Annotated in this window: 13 protein-coding genes and 1 riboswitch; of the genes, 1 reads left to right on the top strand and 12 read right to left on the bottom strand. The window is 37.7% G+C overall.

What is annotated here, in order from left to right:
• Positions 1–60: 60 nt before the first annotated feature.
• From cysD to VBZ51_RS15255, 4 genes are all read right to left on the bottom strand, one after another.
• Positions 61–1,011: a sulfate adenylyltransferase subunit CysD gene (gene cysD / locus VBZ51_RS15270; RefSeq protein WP_058105317.1), complete on the bottom strand. Its 951-nt coding sequence runs from the start codon at positions 1,009–1,011 to the stop codon at positions 61–63.
• 46 nt (positions 1,012–1,057) lie between these two features.
• Positions 1,058–1,681 carry a phosphoadenosine phosphosulfate reductase family protein gene (locus VBZ51_RS15265; protein ID WP_291967024.1) on the bottom strand — a complete coding sequence of 208 codons (624 nt, stop codon included), beginning with the start codon at positions 1,679–1,681 and terminating at the stop codon, positions 1,058–1,060.
• Positions 1,682–1,695: 14 nt separating this feature from the next.
• Positions 1,696–1,959: a DUF2061 domain-containing protein gene (locus VBZ51_RS15260; RefSeq protein WP_058105315.1), complete on the bottom strand. Its 264-nt coding sequence runs from the start codon at positions 1,957–1,959 to the stop codon at positions 1,696–1,698.
• A 199-nt stretch (positions 1,960–2,158) separates the two neighbouring features.
• Positions 2,159–2,569, bottom strand: a complete 411-nt coding sequence (locus VBZ51_RS15255; protein ID WP_058105314.1) for an RrF2 family transcriptional regulator — start codon at positions 2,567–2,569, stop codon at positions 2,159–2,161.
• Positions 2,570–2,659: 90 nt separating this feature from the next.
• On the opposite strand from VBZ51_RS15255, the gene VBZ51_RS15250 reads away from it, so the two are divergent.
• On the top strand, positions 2,660–3,187 hold the full coding sequence (locus VBZ51_RS15250) for a hypothetical protein (protein WP_058105313.1): 528 nt from the start codon (positions 2,660–2,662) through the stop codon (positions 3,185–3,187).
• 68 nt (positions 3,188–3,255) lie between these two features.
• On the opposite strand, the gene VBZ51_RS15245 is transcribed toward VBZ51_RS15250, so the two are convergent.
• The 8 genes from VBZ51_RS15245 to VBZ51_RS15210 all read right to left on the bottom strand — a co-directional run bounded on the left by VBZ51_RS15245 (position 3,256) and on the right by VBZ51_RS15210 (position 16,795).
• Positions 3,256–4,428, bottom strand: coding sequence for a trans-sulfuration enzyme family protein (locus VBZ51_RS15245; protein ID WP_416577492.1), 1,173 nt, complete (start codon positions 4,426–4,428; stop codon positions 3,256–3,258).
• A gap of 181 nt (positions 4,429–4,609) precedes the next feature.
• A complete protein-coding gene (locus VBZ51_RS15240; protein ID WP_091602059.1) occupies positions 4,610–4,918 on the bottom strand; it encodes a GIY-YIG nuclease family protein in 309 nt (102 codons plus the stop codon).
• A gap of 327 nt (positions 4,919–5,245) precedes the next feature.
• Positions 5,246–8,632 carry a bifunctional aspartate kinase/homoserine dehydrogenase I gene (gene thrA, locus VBZ51_RS15235; RefSeq protein WP_416577491.1) on the bottom strand — a complete coding sequence of 1,129 codons (3,387 nt, stop codon included), beginning with the start codon at positions 8,630–8,632 and terminating at the stop codon, positions 5,246–5,248.
• 183 nt (positions 8,633–8,815) lie between these two features.
• Positions 8,816–10,090 carry an O-acetylhomoserine aminocarboxypropyltransferase/cysteine synthase family protein gene (locus VBZ51_RS15230; RefSeq protein WP_058105310.1) on the bottom strand — a complete coding sequence of 425 codons (1,275 nt, stop codon included), beginning with the start codon at positions 10,088–10,090 and terminating at the stop codon, positions 8,816–8,818.
• Between the two features lie 116 nt (positions 10,091–10,206).
• Positions 10,207–10,310, bottom strand: a riboswitch (SAM riboswitch).
• Positions 10,311–10,894: 584 nt separating this feature from the next.
• Positions 10,895–12,517 carry a sulfatase gene (locus VBZ51_RS15225; protein ID WP_416577490.1) on the bottom strand — a complete coding sequence of 541 codons (1,623 nt, stop codon included), beginning with the start codon at positions 12,515–12,517 and terminating at the stop codon, positions 10,895–10,897.
• 107 nt (positions 12,518–12,624) lie between these two features.
• A complete protein-coding gene (locus VBZ51_RS15220; protein WP_416577489.1) occupies positions 12,625–14,052 on the bottom strand; it encodes an amidohydrolase in 1,428 nt (475 codons plus the stop codon).
• Between the two features lie 100 nt (positions 14,053–14,152).
• Positions 14,153–14,809 carry a hypothetical protein gene (locus tag VBZ51_RS15215; RefSeq protein WP_416577488.1) on the bottom strand — a complete coding sequence of 219 codons (657 nt, stop codon included), beginning with the start codon at positions 14,807–14,809 and terminating at the stop codon, positions 14,153–14,155.
• Positions 14,810–14,851: 42 nt separating this feature from the next.
• The gene (locus VBZ51_RS15210) at positions 14,852–16,795 is read right to left on the bottom strand and encodes a CocE/NonD family hydrolase (RefSeq protein WP_416577487.1); all 1,944 of its coding nucleotides are present in this window, start codon (positions 16,793–16,795) and stop codon (positions 14,852–14,854) included.
• Between the last annotated feature and the right edge of the window lie 298 nt (positions 16,796–17,093).

Below are 17,093 nucleotides of genomic sequence, written 5' to 3'. Positions count from 1 at the left end.
TTGGTTGTTAGTTTTATTCGTGATCTACCATCAACGAACAACTAACAACTATCAACCAGATTAAAAATATCCTTGTTGTTTTCTTTTTTCCATTGCCGCTTCTGAACGCTTATCGTCTATACGCGCGCCACGCTCTGAAATGGATGAATCCCTAATTTCCTCTACTACCTTATCGATCGTTTCTGCATCTGAAAGAACGGCTGCCGTACAAGACATGTCGCCTACGGTACGAAAACGCACCAAACGCTCTTCCACTACCTCATCTTCTTCCCTAAAAACGATACCATCTTCTGCAGACCAGATCATACCGTCCCTTAAGAAGGTTTTACGCTTATGTGCAAAATAGATGGAAGGAATTTCAATTTGCTCCTCTTTGATATACGACCAAACATCTAGCTCCGTCCAGTTAGAAATAGGGAACACTCTTACGTTCTGCCCCAATTCTATTTGCCCGTTCAACATATCGAACAACTCTGGGCGCTGATTACGCTCATCCCACTGACCAAAATCATCACGAACAGAAAATATACGTTCTTTTGCACGTGCCTTTTCTTCATCTCTACGAGCTCCACCAATACAAGCGTCGAACTTAAATTCTTCAATGGCATCTAACAACGTTGTTGTCTGCAAGCTATTTCTACTTGAATACCTACCAGATTCTTCTTTCACCTTACCTTGATCAATAGAATCCTGTACATTACGTACAATTAATTCCAGACCCAACTCCTCTACCAATCTATCTCTAAATTCTATGGTTTCAGGAAAGTTATGACCTGTATCAATATGCATTAAAGGGAAAGGAATTTTTGATGGCCAAAATGCCTTCTGTGCTAAACGTACCAATGTGATCGAGTCTTTTCCTCCCGAAAACAAAAGTACCGGCTTCTCAAACTGAGCTGCAACCTCCCTAATGATATAAATAGCCTCATTTTCAAGGGCATTTATATGAGAAGTATCTTTTAAAAGGTCTAAAGAAGGGGTTGCCTCCAATTCCGTGCTTGTATTACTCATTATACTTTTTTAGATCAATTATCTTTATTTTTTCTACTACCTATGATTAACTGTGTAACCCGCACTCCCTATTTGCCAACACTTTGGTTGGATCAAAATAGTTATGCTCGTTAGGTAGGTCATATTTTTTCAAATAGGCATCTAGCTGAGTATCGTTCCAATGATAAAACGGACTCACTTTTAATACACCATCTTTACTTAGGCTTAATATATCCAAACTATCCCTATGTGCGGTCTGCCCTTTTCTTAGGTTAGTAAACCAAACATCCGGTTTAAAATCTGCCATTGCCCTTTTAAAAGGCTCCAATTTCACCTGCTCGGTAAACTCTGCATGCCTAGGATCATCTATTTGTGGTATACCCATTACGGCATCTCTATGTGCGGTAGTCTGTTTTGGTACATATAATTTTATGTTCAAATTCAACCTTTCCGTCAACTCTTCTGCATGTTTATAGGTTTTAGGAGTATTATACCCCGTATCGCACCAAACCACAGGAATATCTTTTCTCACCTCTGAAACAGCATGCAAAATAGCTACTTCGTACGGTCTAAAATTAGTAGTTACTACAGGAACCTGAGCATGTTTTACTGCCCAAGAAATAATTTCTTGAGGTGGTATCCCTTTAAACTGAACGTTCAATTGTTGAACTTGTGCTTCTGTCAATGCCATAATCCTTTTCTTTTCTATTTACCCCACTTTACTAAATTCCAGATTCTTTCGTGAAAAAAATACAGAACCATTTTTGTTACAAAATCTATAGAGGCAATAGAAGCCGCAATAGAAATTTCACCTGTTAATATATAGGATATCACCAAAGTATCTAACGTACCAATTACTCTCCAACTAAACGCTTTTGCAATACTACGTAGCGGCTTCTCTGAAGTTTTATCTTCTTTATAGGTAGTCTTTGACTCTTTTTTGTTCAAAACAAGTTGATCTGCAATCATCTTTTACTTAATTTTTATTACCCTACTAATTTAATAGAGTTTTCAAAAATAGTATATATTTTCAAAGTAGTCGCCAAAAATTCAGATAAATTTCCATTACCCTATAGATTTAGTAGATTATTAACAAATGGACGCAAAAATTTAATATTTCGCAACATATTGAATTACAGTAAACTAAAAAATGAATGAATTTTGAACGCTAAGAAATGATATCCTTTAAAGTATTGCTTCTATATACCTCTAAGGCACTATCACGCACTTGTAACATTAATTTATGTACGGAGCATGTGTTTTCATCGGGACAATCATCGCAGGTCTCATAAAAATTAAGGCTAACACATGGCACCATCGCTATAGGACCTTCAAGCACTCTCATAACATCGGTCATTGAAATCTCTTCGGGTGACCTTAAAAGATAATAGCCGCCCCCTTTACCTTTTTTAGAGCCTAAAAAACCTGTTTTTCTTAAACTTAGCAAAATGCTTTCCAAGAATTTCTGGGAGATATTCTCCTTCTCAGCAATTTCTGAAATTTGAACAGGTTGCTTGTCTGTTTGCGCCGCTAAATAAGAAAGCGCTTTTAAACCATATTTTGTCTTTTTCGAGAGCATGATGCTAAGATAGCCAAATAATAAAATATCGAAGAAATACTTAAGACGACAATTTTAGCGTTAATACTGGGCAACCTAAAAATCCAAATCATGAAAAAAATATTATTATCTACACTTTTAAGTGCATTTACTTTGGTGTTCTTATCATGCTCTAATGATGAAGATGCTGTTACCAACGCCAGTGAATCTCAAATTACGGGTACCTGGAACCTGACCGCCCTAGAAACAAAAGATGGTAGATCAGATACTAATTTTGACGGCACTTCTATACCCACTACTTTCACCGCAGTTGGTAAAGATTTTGATACCGTAGTTACTTTTTCAGAAAACCCTAACATAGTAACCAGTGAAGGTTCTTACACCACAGTGATTACCACTACGGTTATGGGAGAAACATCAACTGAAGAAGAAACCGGTGAAGACTTTTTTGAAAGTGATGAATGGAGACTAGATGGCAGTACCCTGTATTTTGGCACTGGTGATGAAGAAGTAGGCTTTACCATTACAGAACTTACAGATGGTAAAATGTCATTACGATATGAAGTGGATGAAACTGTAGATTTCTTTGGTGCTACAACTAGCGTTAGTGCAACTTATAATATGACATTAACAAAATAACCCACCTTATATAAAACAAACAAAAAGCCCGGTACGTACCGGGCTTTTTGTTTTAATCACAATATCCTTTAGCCTAAAGCTTGAGCAATATCCGCTATGATATCGTCTATATGTTCCAGACCTACAGAAATTCTGACCGTACCATCTGATATGCCCACTGCAGCACGTTCCTCTACGCTTAATTTACTATGTGTTGTAGATGCCGGATGCGTAACGATAGTTCTTGAATCTCCTAAATTGGCAGAAAGGGACAATAGTTTAATGGAATCGAAAAATTCCCTACCCGCTTCTAAACCGCCTTTAACTTCAAAGGCTACTACACAACCACCCGCTTTCATTTGCTTTTTTGCAATTTCATATTTAGGGTGCGATTTTAAAAATGGATATTTTACCCAATTTACCTTATCGCTCGCTTCTAAATATTCGGCTAACTTTAAAGCATTATCACAATGCCTATCAACTCTTATTGCCAGTGTTTCTAAACTTTTAGAAAGTACCCACGCATTGAAAGGTGAAAGTGCCGGACCAGTAATTCGTGAGAAACGATATACCTTATCCATCAAATCTGCACTACCTACGGTAATACCAGCCAAAACCCTGCCTTGACCATCCATTAGTTTGGTACCGGAATGTATGACCAAGTCCGCCCCAAATTTAATGGGCTGTTGTAAGTAAGGTGATGCAAAACAATTATCTATGATTAAAATTAGATTATTCTTTTTGGCAATTTTACCCAATTCCTCCAAATCCAACACATCAACACCTGGATTGGTAGGTGTTTCCGCATAGATGATTTTTGTTTTCGGAGTAATTAAACGCTCTATTTCTTCTAAGGCATCTATTTTAAAATATGTGTGATCAATATTCCACTTTGGAAAAAAGTTGGTAAATAACGAATGCGTAGAACCAAAAATACTTCTTGCCGATAGCACATGATCACCGCTATCTAACAATGCTGCCAATGTAGAAAATACAGCTGCCATACCCGATGCAAAAGCAAATCCGTTCTCCGCACCTTCCATTTGACAAACCTTATCAATAAATTCAGATGAATTTGGGTTAGAATATCTTGAGTATATATTACGATCTTTTTCCTCGGCAAACGAAGCACGCATATCTTCAGCGTCTTCAAATACAAAACTAGAGGTCAAATATAATGGAACGGAATGCTCCAAATTTTCGCTTCGTTTTAATTGTGTACGTATTGCGTTCGTTTCAAATTTATTGTTGTTCTTTTTCATTTCTTTACTTTTTGGCTTCGGCTACGCTCAGCCACCTAATCTCGGCTACGCTCAGCCACCTTATTTCAATTTACTTACTTTTATTCAACCATTTTGGCTTCGGCTACGCTCAGCCACCTATTTTAAACATACCACCTTTTTTATTATGCTGACCGTCAAGCTCCGCCGAATTGACATTTTATTATTCTTTAAAATATCTATAATGTGTATCATTTTGGCATTCTGCCAAACCTGGCAACTTACCTAATTCCCCATTAATTAATGCTTCTTTCTTTTCTCTTCTCCAACCTTGTATTTGTTTCTCTCTATAAAATGCAGAATCAATTCTTAAATACTCTTCTACATAAACCAACTTCACAGGTAATCTTAATCTTGTATGATTAGCCCCTTTACCTTCTTGGTGCTCTACTATTCTTTTATCTAAGTCTTTTGTACTACCAGTATAATAACTTCCGTCTGAACATTCCAAAATATACATGAATCCTGACATACAATTATCATTTATTGGCTTCGGCTACGCTCAGCCACCAACATTAAAATTACTTATTTTTATTACTATTATTTGGATTCAGCTATCTCAAGCACAAATCTTTCACCTAAAAAATATACGCTCAGCCAGCAACATTAAACTTACTTATTTTTATTACTATTATTTGGATTCAGTATCTCAGGCACAAATATTTTACCTAACAAATATACACTCAGCCACCAACATTAAACTTTCTTATTTTTATTACTATAATTTGGATTCAGCTATCTCAGCTGCCAGCCTTTTACCTAACAAATATTGGTACGCGGTGACTGAGCGGAGCCGAAGTCATCCTTTCTCCGCAATTCGCAATATATCACCAAAGACACCTCTTGCGGTTACTGCTGCGCCAGCACCTGCACCTTGTATTACTAACGGATTTTCACCGTAAGATTCCGTATAGATCTCTATTATGGAATCCGACCCTTTTACTTGCCCTAGGGCACTTTCTTTTGGTACGGAGACCAATTTAACATCTAACACTCCTTTTTCTTTCTGAAGATTGCCATGCAGATCACCTACATAACGCAATACATGATCTGGCTTTTGGTTTTTCTTAATTTCATTGAACTTGGTATCCAACACTTCTAAATGCTGTAAGAAGAAATCTACCTCACCATCTTGCAGTTTTTTAGGTATCAGGTTTTCAATATTGATATCTGCAAACTCATTATGCAAATCTAGCTCACGTGCTAAAATCAATAATTTACGCCCAACATCATTTCCTGAAAGATCTTCACGTGGATCTGGTTCCGTAAATCCTTTTTGCATTGCATCTTTCAATATCGATGAAAAAGGTACATCCACTTCTGAGAATGTATTGAAAATATAACTTAAAGAACCTGAGAACACGCCTTTTATCCTTGTTATATTCTCTCCGGACAAATGTAATAACTTAATGGTATCAATCAATGGCAATCCTGCCCCTACATTGGTTTCGTACAGATATTGCTTTTGATTTTTTTGCAATTCTTCCCTCAGTAACTGATAAAAATCGTAACGCAAGGTATTGGCAATTTTGTTAGATGACACAATATCAAAACCATGCTCTACAAATTCAAAATAGTTGGCAACAAAATCTTTACTTGCCGTATTATCTATTACAATAAGATTCTCCAAATGGTGACGCTTTGCAAATTCAAAGACATCATCAACCTTATACGGTTTTCCTTTCTGCTCCAGATGTGTTTTCCAATTCTTGGCAATACCCTTTTCATTCAACAATATCTTTTTAGAGTTTGCAATTCCAAAAACCCTTAGGTCTAATTTCTTGCGCTCTTTAATGGACTTAGCCGATTTTAAAATCTGTTCTATCAAAGTACCGCCTACATTACCGTGACCGAAAATCAGAATATTAATTTTCTTACTGATGCCGAACACCTGACCGTGCATAACATTGACAGCCTTATGCAAATCTGATTTCTTTACCACCAAACTTACGTTCTTGCCAGATACCGTATTATTGAACAACAACGGCACGATCTGGTTTTTGATCAATGCATTGAACGGATTGTGAAAAGTGCTTAAATCTTGGCCTACGATAGATATGATAGACACATCATCCATCACCGTAATCATATTTACATCTTTTGATTCAAAGTCGTTGCTAAACTCATTTTCCAGTGCCAGCTTTGCCCTTTTTGCCTTATCCTTTTTCACCACAAGTCCTATTCCCCTTTCGGATGATCCTTGGGAAATAATGCTCACACTAATATTGCTAGATTGTAAGGCTTTAAAAATACGGGCATCTACCCCTACTTTCCCTAACAAGCCACGACCTTCTATATTAATCATGGCAACATCTTCTATAACCGAGAGCGACTTTATACCTTCTTTACTGGATTTGGCACTTATTAAAGTACCCTCATTATCATCATTGTAGGTATTTAAAATACGTAACGGAATGTTCTTCTCAATTAAGGGAATTATGGTTTTGGCATGTAGAATGGTTGCTCCAAAATTGGCGAGCTCATTTGCTTCTTCATAAGACAGGTTCGCCAGTCTTTTCGCCTCTGGCACATAATCAGGATTTGCCGTATAAATACCATCAACGTGGGTGTAATTCTGTAATTCTTCGGCATCTAAAAAATTAGCCAATAATGCGGCGGAATAGTTACTACCATTCCTACCCAAAGTCGTTGTCTCGTTCTCCACTGTAGAGGCTATGAAACCTGTAACTACCGCTACCGTATCACTCGGAATTTCAGCGAATTTTAAAAGCACCAATTCTTTGGATTCATTTTCAAGCACCTTGGCGTCACCAAAGGTATCATCGGTCTTAATGACTTCACGAGTATCTACAAGTTTGGCATTGATCCCTTTACCGATCAATAGTTTGGTTACCAGTTTGGCAGAGATCAACTCGCCATACGCCAACACCTCATCTTTTATTTTGGCACTGTAATCTCCCAACAGGGAAACTCCTTCATACAGCTTTGCCAAGCCCTTGAATTCGGCAGATAGATTTACGTTGGAATAGGTATGTTTTTGATACTTCTCCAGCGCTTCAAAATCCGACCTATAATCTTTTCCCTTGGCTGCTTTCTCTAGCATATCCTCTAGCTGATCCGTAGCCTTTTCCCTAGCGGAAACCACCATGGCTATATTCTCATTGTTCTTGACCTTTTGTGTAACGATATCCAATACACGCTCAAGTCCCTCGCCATTACTCAACGATTTACCACCAAATTTTAAGATTTTGATCTTCTTGATATTACCGTTGGTATTAAAAATACCGGTCAGCAATTTTTCCATCTGATCAAACTCGATCAAAAAGGCATCATGCCCATGTAACGATTGTACTTCTCCATAGGTCACATTACTCTTTGCCTGCGCCAATTGCTTAAAGGTATCTTTGTTTTCTTGGGCAGTAAAGAACATATCCGAATCTACCCCGATAATATGAATATTGGTATCGCTATTTTGTAGCTTAACAAAATTCTCATCACCATCCCTAGTAACATCAATGGTCTTTAATAATTGATTCATCAACTTATACGCAGACAATTGAAAACGCTCTTGTAACTTATCGCCATGGTGCATTAACCAACTTTCTACATTAAAAACCTTAAGCTCCTCATTAGTACTTCGTTTAAACCGTTCTTTAAAGGAAGCCGGAGTCCTATAACATAACATGGCATGCATACGGGCATCATGCACAGGTTGTTTAGAATTCACTAAAAACTGTTCCTGTATTTGGCAATTGGCTATTAACCAATCGGTCGATTTCCAATCAGATGCCACAGGAATCAAATGTTCTGTCAGCGTTGGGTGCAATGCTGCCATTTCCCAAGCGATACCGCCACCCAAAGATCCACCGATCAATGCAAACAAACGCTCTACCTTTAACTGTTGTAGACCCAATAAAAATATTCTAGCTACATCACCGGCTACAAAATCCTTATAGTTCTCTATTACAAACTTGTCATGACCATTGCCCGGAATGTTGAATGCCAAAATAGTGTACTTGTTGGTATCTATACACTTCTCTTCCCCGATCAAGGCAGACCACCAACCATTTTCTCCGGTAACATTAGAATTGCCCGTTAATGCATGGTTCACCAAAATTATTGGAGCTGTATGAAGAGCTTTCCCAAATACCTGATACGATAATTGAATATCTTGAACACTACCGCTTAGGGCCTTGTATTTTTTAATCTGTAGTTGATGTAACATCTATTTCAAAATCAATTTGTGGCTGAGCTTCGACTGCGCTCAGCCACCTCATGTAAATAATATATTCTTGAACATTCTATGACTTCGGCTAGGCTCAGCCGCCACCAATATTCTTTTTTTCTTAAACCACCGATCACTTCGACTACGCTCAGTGACCGGTTGTTGACTATATAGCAAACTATATTAAAGGCTGGCAAATGCCTGCTCTAAATCTGCTTTTAAATCTTCTATATCTTCAAGACCTACCGACAAACGAATTAAATCTTGCCCTACACCTGCACCTTCTTGCTGCTCTGCGGTTAATTGCTGGTGGGTAGTACTTGCCGGGTGAATGATCAATGATTTGGTGTCACCAATGTTGGCCAACAAAGAAAAGATCTTAGTGGCATCGGTAACCTTTTTAGCTGCTTCAAAACCGCCTTTGATACCAAAGGTAACCAATCCGCTTTGACCTTTTGGCAAGTATTCTTGTGCCAAGTCATAGTATTTATTGCTCTTTAATCCTGGGTAATTTACCCAAGCCACTTCTTTCCTTCCTTCTAACCAAGTAGCCAATTCCAATGCATTCGCACTGTGTTGTTTTATACGTACCGGCAAAGTCTCTAAACCTTGTATAATTTGAAAGGCGTTATACGGACTCAATGCCCCACCAAAATCACGTAAACCTTCCAGTATCAATTTAAAGGTAAATGCTGCCGCACCTAATGCCTCACTATAAACCAAACCGTGATAACCTGCAGATGGTTCCGTAAATTCAGGGAATTTTCCGTTGGTCCAATCAAACGTACCGGCATCTATAATTGCGCCACCTAAGGACGTTCCTTGACCGCCAATATATTTTGTCAATGAATGAATGACCAAGTTGGCACCGTGCTCAATGGGGTTTAACAATGAAGGAGTAGCTACCGTATTATCAACTATAAAAGGTACTCCCGCTGCTTTCGATTCTTTAGAAATCGCTTTCAGATCTAACACATCCAATTTAGGGTTACCTAAAGATTCCACAAAGAAAGCCCTTGTATTATCCTGTACCGCTTTTCCAAAATTTTCAGGATCAGATGCATCTACAAAGGTGGTCGTAATACCGAATCTTGGTAGTGTAACATTCAATAAATTAAAGGTACCACCGTATAAACTGCTGGACGCCACAATATGATCTCCCGCTTTTAACAAGGTCAATAAACCTGTAGAAATGGCAGCAGTACCAGATGCAAAGACCACAGCACCAACACCACCTTCAACAGCGGCTAATCTATCTTGTAAAATTTGATTGGTAGGATTGTTTAAACGTGTGTAAATAAACCCTAGTTCTTTAAGTGAAAATAAGTTTGCCGCATGATCGGTATCATTAAATACATACGATGATGTTTGATAAATAGGCACTGCCCTTGTACCTCCATTTGTAGTGGTGTCGTGACCTGCGTGTAATGCGTTTGTTGCTAATTTGTGATTACTCATGATTTTGTTGTTTTTAAAAATTATTTTAATAATTAAAAAGCCCAACTTAAACACATAAAAATGTGAGTAAGTAAAATCAAAAAGTTATAAGAAAGTAATATCGAGAAAATCGATTACTGTTATCCTTCCCCTAGGGGTAGAATGTAGCACCTTCTTTGTATGGAACAAAGGGTTGCTAAGGTTTCAAAGGGTCTAATCCCTCCACCTTTCTTGATAACTATTCAATACGTGTGTGAACTTTGAGCTACAAATATAAAGGCAGAAAAATTTAAAAACCTAGTATTTTATGAAAAATATATAATTCTTGGTCTTGTTGTTAGTTTTCTGAAGGCTTAAAAGCAATAGAACACTTGTTTAATTACAATATTACCGATACTTTTTAGGACTCAGATATTCTACGCCCAAAACACTCGAACTGACAAAGCACTTCATGGAATCAATTCCTTTTCGCCTTAAAACGAATGTCACTCTGAGCGGTTTTTACGACCTTTTTTGGGAGGAAAATTGTATCGAGAAGCACACGTGTCCCAAACCTGTTCTCGATACACTCTTAACCTAAAGAAAAATTAGCTTAAGAGCACTCGAACTGACAAAGTACAGTATGAAATCAACTCCTTTTCGCCTTAAAACGAATGTCACTTCGAGTGGTTTTTACGACCTTTTTTGGGAGGAAAAATTGTAGCGAGAAGCACACGTGTCCCAAACCTGTTCTCGATACACTCTTAACCTAAAGAAAAATTAGTTTAAGAGCACTCGAACTGACATTTTACTATAAACGAACAACGAGAAACAATCAACGAAAAACTACTCAATCATCCCTGCGCTCTTATATTTATCTATATACATCTGATCTTGCTCCGGGGAGTCTTTATATTTTTTACGAAGTGCAATTAAATCTTTCTTTAATTTTTTAACGGTATCTGCGTAGGCAGGGTCGTTGTAGACGTTATTCATTTCCTTTGGGTCCTTCAATCTGTCATACAGCTCCCACTCATCAACATCATAGTAGAAATGCACCAATTTAAATTCTTTATTCACAATACCATAGTGACGCTTTACCATATGAACAGATGGATATTCATAGTATTGATAATACACGGCATCTCTAGTCCATTTTTCTTTTTCGCCTTTCAACAAGGGCATTAAACTTTCACCTTGCATATCACTTGGCGGCGTGATGCCTACAGCTTCTAACATGGTCTGTGCAAAGTCTAAATTCTGTACCATTTCATTTTCTACAGCTCCCGGTTCAACCACATTGGGCCAACGCACTAATAACGGAGTTTTGAACGATTCGTCATAAATAAATCGCTTATCAAACCAACCGTGCTCCCCTAAATAAAATCCTTGATCAGAGGTATAGATCACTATGGTGTTTTCCGCCAATCCGCTTTCATCCAAATAATCTAACAAGCGACCTACATTATCATCTACCGAAGAAATACTACCCAAATAATCTTGCATATAGCGCTGGTACTTCCATTTCATTTTCTCGGTATCGTTCATTTTTGGCCAATTGTTATAGAAAAAATCGTTGATGGAATCTAACACCGGATCATACAATGCTTTTTGTTCTGCCGTTGCACGGTTATACGGACCGTAAAAACTATTGGGAAATTCTTCCACTACCGGTAAAACCTTACCCTCCATTTTAGCTAAGGTTTCCGGTCTGATCTTACTATCATGACTATACATCATGTGTGTCAACAAATTCATTTCTGCCGTCTTTGCCGCCGATCCTCTATTGCTGTAATCATCAAATAACGTTTCAGGCTCCGGGAAGGTCTTTTTCGTGAACTCCTTAAACTTATCCGGTCTTGGCCACCACGGTCTGTGCGGTGCCTTGTGCAAGTACATCATCATAAAAGGTTCGTCATTGGACGCTTCTTCTTTCAACCAATCTAGTGATACATCTGTTATGATATCGGTAACATAGCCTTGCTTGGTTATGGTATCACCATTGGTGACTATAAAATCTGGATTAATATAGTGCCCTTGACCCGGCAAGATCATAAACTCATCTACCCCTTTTGGATTATTGCCAAAGTGAAGCTTACCGAACATCGCCGTTTTATAACCGTTCTTTTTAAAAATTTGAGGAAAGGTCACCTGTGTAGTATCGAACGGAAAATAATTATCCACTTTCCCGTTGATATGTGTATGCTTGCCTGTTAATATGGTTGCACGAGAAGGCGCACAAATAGAGTTGGTAACGCTGGCATTGGTAAAAAGCATACCCTCTTTTGCCAAGCGATCAATATTGGGTGTTTGCAGTAATTTATCATCATATGCGCTTATGGCCTGATACGCATGATCATCTGACATGATGAAAATGATATTGGGCTTTTTAGCATTGCTTTTTTGCGCCCTAGTTTTAAATGGCAGCAAGAAAAGCAGGACTGCAACAGTTAGGATTATTTTTTTCATTTTGGTTGTTGTTGTTCTTGGTTGTTGGTTGTTGGTTGTTGGTTGTTGGTTTTGACTGTTAATAAAAGTAAGGATAATGTATAACTACAATTTAAAAAATGTCCGTATCATTTTCTATAATCTAACGCCGGCTCTCTATCCCCTAATAACGCTACATATTTAAAATCGGCTCCTCTCCTTTCATTAAATTCAGCCTTTATCTTAGTTAGTACAGCCGGTTTTTCAAAAATATCTATTGCGGTCAATGCCATAGTTTTGGCTGCGACCATCATACCTTTATAACCAATATCTGTTCCGCCAGCTGCAACAGCTTGCCAACTATGTGGCGGAGTGCCCGGCACCCAAGTTGCCGTTCTTACTGCAGCTAAAGGTGCGTTCCAACTTACATCGCCTGTATCGGCAGATGCTTTACCGTAGGTAAAAACCATTGGTTTGATTTCACCAGCACTTTCTATTTCCTTTGGGGTTTTTAATGTTTTCTGAATTTCCTTGGCAAAATCAATTTCTTCTGGGGTATAATTTACTCCACCAACAATCTCCATATTCTTATGCATTAAAGTAGCTAATACTTCATTTGGCAAACGGTCATACGTACCGCCTATAATTTCATAAGACATTTCTGTTTCTGTACCAATGGCAGAACCTTCAGCCGCTTTTACTACTCTATCCCAAACTGCTTTAACTTCTTTTCTATTAGCATGGCGTACTACGTAATATACCTGAGCTTCTTCCGGTACAATATTAGGCGCATCTCCACCTTTGGTTATTACGTAATGAATACGTGTAGATTCTGTAGTATGCTCTCGTAACATATTCACCAAATCATTCATTCCCTCTACACCATCTAAAGCCGAACGCCCCAATTCCGGAGCGGCAGCAGCATGTGAGGAAACACCTTTAAATGTAAATTTACCTGATATTGTTGCCAAATTTGTACTTGGGTTAGAGGTGTTTTGGTCTCCCGGATGCCAAGAAACTATAGCATCTACATTATTAAAAAGTCCCGCTCTTACCATATAAACTTTTCCTGATCCACCTTCTTCTGCCGGCGTTCCATAAAACCGAATGGTTCCCGATTTTTTGGTAGCATCTAACCAATTCTTAACAGAAATAGCGGCCGCCATAGAACCCGTACCAAATAAATGATGTCCACAAGCCTGACCAGGTGCATCTACTACCCTAGATTTTTTAATAGGCTCCGCAGATTGCGACATCCCAGGCAAAGCATCAAACTCGCCCAATATTCCTATAACAGGTGAACCTGATCCATAAGTAGCAGTAAATGCCGTTGGTATACCTGCTACACCTTTCTCTACTTTAAAACCTGCCGCACCAAGTGTTTCTTGCAATAGAGCAGAACTATTTTCTTCCAAATACCCTAACTCCGGATTTTCCCAAAGCTCATTTGCTATGGCTTTATAGGTATTAAATTCTGCATCTAAATCTTTTAAAACTTCCTTTTTGTTTTTTTGAGCTGTAGCACTCAATGGCAGTAGGAATAATACACCCGCAATTGCGACGATTAGCTTTTTCATTTTGGTTGTTGTTTTGTTAGTTATCGGTTATTGTATTAAAACTAGTTAAATAACAAGGCTTTTAATTCATTCAATTGGAGACATTTACAGTAATTTTCTCCTATGTATTTAATTTATCCTCAATTCTTTTCAAAATCCCATAAACGTAATTAAAATAATCAAAGGAATGATTTTTAGCTAATTCAGATTTTGCAAGTCCTTGAAATTGTGGAATATCTGAAATACTAAACTCTTTAAAATTAAGAGGTTCTTCTTCTATTTTTCCAAAACTTCCAAAATAAAATGGCACCTTAATATCCTTAAAAATTTTTCTAGAGTCTGAGTGTGAAAAACCGTTTCTTAAACGCTCTCTAAATTCGTGTAATATTTTTTTTTCTAATTTTGTTATTAAGCCTTTACTGCAAGACCTATTAATGGTACTACTTAAATCCAAACTGCTGTATTTATCGAGTCCTTCTTTATAATATGTATCCATTTCAGCTAGATCATCTAATAGCTTAACTCCATATTCAGAATATAACAAACCAGTTTTTAAAGTATCTTCTAATAAATGGTTAGTCAAAGTAATTGCCGCCTGATGCAGACCAAAGAATAAACAATAGCATATTTCAGTACGAACCTCCTTTAAGTTATCTAATATAGTTAGTTCATCTTCAAAAAAGGGCTTTATTTTTGCTACCTCCTTAAGATCAAAATCCAACTTAGAATTAACCTTTTCTGTAATAAATTTTTTAATTACCTCCTCCAGATTCTCCAAATTGAATATGAAATTACACTTTAATAACAATTAACTTTACAACTACTCTAACACAGAAAACTCTATACTTGAATCCGTAAACACCGAATGTGTTTGGGTTTTAAAGTCCGACTCCTCAGCTTCAAAAATATTATCTACATAGGTCTGCGGATTTAAATCTATTAAAGGAAACCAAGTACTCTGTACTTGCACCTGTAATTTGTGACCTTTCTTAATGGTATGGAATACATCTTGCAACTTAATGGTTACATCTGTTTTTTCATTTGGCACAAACGGTTCTGGGTTGGCAAAACTATTTCTAAAACGACCACGCAATACTTCACTACGTACCATTAAATGATAATTGCTCATTTTTAAGTGGTCTTGCATGCCTTCATAAGCAGGTTCATCTGCTGGGTGCACGTCAATGATTTTTACGATCCAATCTGCAGCAGTACCCGTAGTAGCTACTTTTAGCTTCGCCAAAATATCACCCGCCAAGGTCAAATCTTCTTGCATAACGTCAGTTTCAAACACCAAGACATCACCACGGCGAGCTGCAAAACGCTGATCATCGGTCATATATTTTCTAGGTGTAAATACCGTTTTAATATCTTCTGAATAAGGTACCGGCTTTTTAATATCACTGATAAACTTTACTTCTTCCACTTCTTTCGGCGCTGTAGTCAGTTCTTGATTTGGAGATAAATACATATCTTTTTTTACAACACCTGCCGGTGGCCAGGTATCATAGGTTTTCCAATCTTTTCTACCGGTATCAAAAACATAGGCTTCCGGCAAACCGCTATTCTTATCGCCATTACCTTTTAAGAAATGATCAAAGAATTTGGTTTCTATATGTTCTTGGAAAAATTCAGAAATTCCATCGCCAAAATAATAATTGCCCACAGTATTCTGACCTTTTCTACGTGCCCATCCGCCGTGATCCCATGGTCCAAAAACCAAGGTATTATAATTATCGGCATTGTACTTTTCTATATTCTTATAGGTTTCTAACGGTCCATATAAATCTTCCGCATCAAATTCGCCCGCAACTACCATTGTGGCCACTGTTGGCTTTACATCTTTTAAATGCTGGATCAAGCCCTTGCTCTGCCACATTTCATCATAATTTGGATGCTCTTTAAGTTCGTTCCAAAAATAATCATCGGTAACACCCTCCTTTGCCATACGTGGGGTATCGGCTGTTTCGTATTCAAAAAATCGATCTAAGTTCTTTAACGGTCCTTCATCTAAAAAGAATTGATACTGATCTTCAGTTGGTAAATCTGGCAATGTATACCATGCCGTATCTATAGGTTTATCCCCATCTGGTCTTGGTGTACCAAACAATGAAGTAGCCCTAAAATAACTCAATAAATAGGCGCCATTATGGTGGAAATCATCAAAAAAGAAATCGGCAATACTCGCCTGTGGAGATGCTGCCTTTAAAGCCGGATGCGCATCTACCACGGCATAGGTAGAATAAAAGCCAGGATACGAAATTCCCCAAATACCTACATTACCGTTATTATTCTCTACATTATTGACCAACCACTCAATAGTATCATAAGTATCTGAACTTTCATCAATATCCTGCTCCGTTTTTTTGTTGGGATTATAGGCGCGCATATTTTCATAATGCCCTTCACTTAACCAACGGCCGCGCACATCTTGATAGACCACTATATAGCCGTCTTGCATCATATGAATGTTGGGCGCGATCTTTGTTTTAAAATTACCCGCTCCGTAAGGCTGAGAACTATACGGGGTTCTTTGCATTATAATTGGGTACTCTTTTGAAGTATCTTTTGGCGAATAAATAGTGGTATGTAACGTAACACCGTCTCGCATGGCAATATCCACTTCCTTTTTAGTGTAGTTATCCTCTACGTAGGTATCAGAAACCTCGGCATCGGCTACTTTTTGTGTTGTTTTTCTACAGGAAATAAGAACTGTAGCTAGTAAAATGAACGTAAAAAACTGTTTGATGGTAAACTTTGACATGTCTTAAAGGTTTGAAATCTTAAAACTAAGAAAGTTTACTACTGTACGGAATAAAATTGAACCGAAAATTGCTAATTTAACTTTAGCTGTCTGTCAATCATTTTTAAATGAGAACAAGTCAAGACGAATTGGACCGCAATATTACATTTACGGGGAACGAAAAATTAAAATAAAGTTTAGATAGGTGGATAGGCACTGTACTTTTCTCATTGGAAATTGAGAAAAGCAAACGCATTTAAATCATAAACAACTTTCTCATTAGCATAACAATGCCGGTGAAAAAATCGCTTTTATATTC

This window comes from Maribacter sp. HS (assembly GCF_048059195.1).
Taxonomy (GTDB): domain Bacteria; phylum Bacteroidota; class Bacteroidia; order Flavobacteriales; family Flavobacteriaceae; genus Maribacter; species Maribacter dokdonensis.
Note: the sequence above shows the minus strand (reverse complement) of the source record. Positions and strands in the feature narration are given on the sequence as shown.

Excerpts from the sequence above, each read along its gene's own strand:
- VBZ51_RS15210 (WP_416577487.1), bottom strand. The coding sequence starts at position 16,795 with ATGTCAAAGTTTACCATCAAACAGTTTTTTACGTTCATTTTACTAGCT.
- VBZ51_RS15255 (WP_058105314.1), bottom strand. The coding sequence starts at position 2,569 with ATGCTCTCGAAAAAGACAAAATATGGTTTAAAAGCGCTTTCTTATTTA.
- VBZ51_RS15225 (WP_416577490.1), bottom strand. The coding sequence starts at position 12,517 with ATGAAAAAAATAATCCTAACTGTTGCAGTCCTGCTTTTCTTGCTGCCA.
- cysD (WP_058105317.1), bottom strand. The coding sequence starts at position 1,011 with ATGAGTAATACAAGCACGGAATTGGAGGCAACCCCTTCTTTAGACCTT.
- VBZ51_RS15240 (WP_091602059.1), bottom strand. The coding sequence starts at position 4,918 with ATGTCAGGATTCATGTATATTTTGGAATGTTCAGACGGAAGTTATTAT.
- VBZ51_RS15265 (WP_291967024.1), bottom strand. The coding sequence starts at position 1,681 with ATGGCATTGACAGAAGCACAAGTTCAACAATTGAACGTTCAGTTTAAA.
- VBZ51_RS15230 (WP_058105310.1), bottom strand. The coding sequence starts at position 10,090 with ATGAGTAATCACAAATTAGCAACAAACGCATTACACGCAGGTCACGAC.
- VBZ51_RS15245 (WP_416577492.1), bottom strand. The coding sequence starts at position 4,428 with ATGAAAAAGAACAACAATAAATTTGAAACGAACGCAATACGTACACAA.
- VBZ51_RS15220 (WP_416577489.1), bottom strand. The coding sequence starts at position 14,052 with ATGAAAAAGCTAATCGTCGCAATTGCGGGTGTATTATTCCTACTGCCA.
- thrA (WP_416577491.1), bottom strand. The coding sequence starts at position 8,632 with ATGTTACATCAACTACAGATTAAAAAATACAAGGCCCTAAGCGGTAGT.
- VBZ51_RS15260 (WP_058105315.1), bottom strand. The coding sequence starts at position 1,959 with ATGATTGCAGATCAACTTGTTTTGAACAAAAAAGAGTCAAAGACTACC.
- VBZ51_RS15250 (WP_058105313.1), top strand. The coding sequence starts at position 2,660 with ATGAAAAAAATATTATTATCTACACTTTTAAGTGCATTTACTTTGGTG.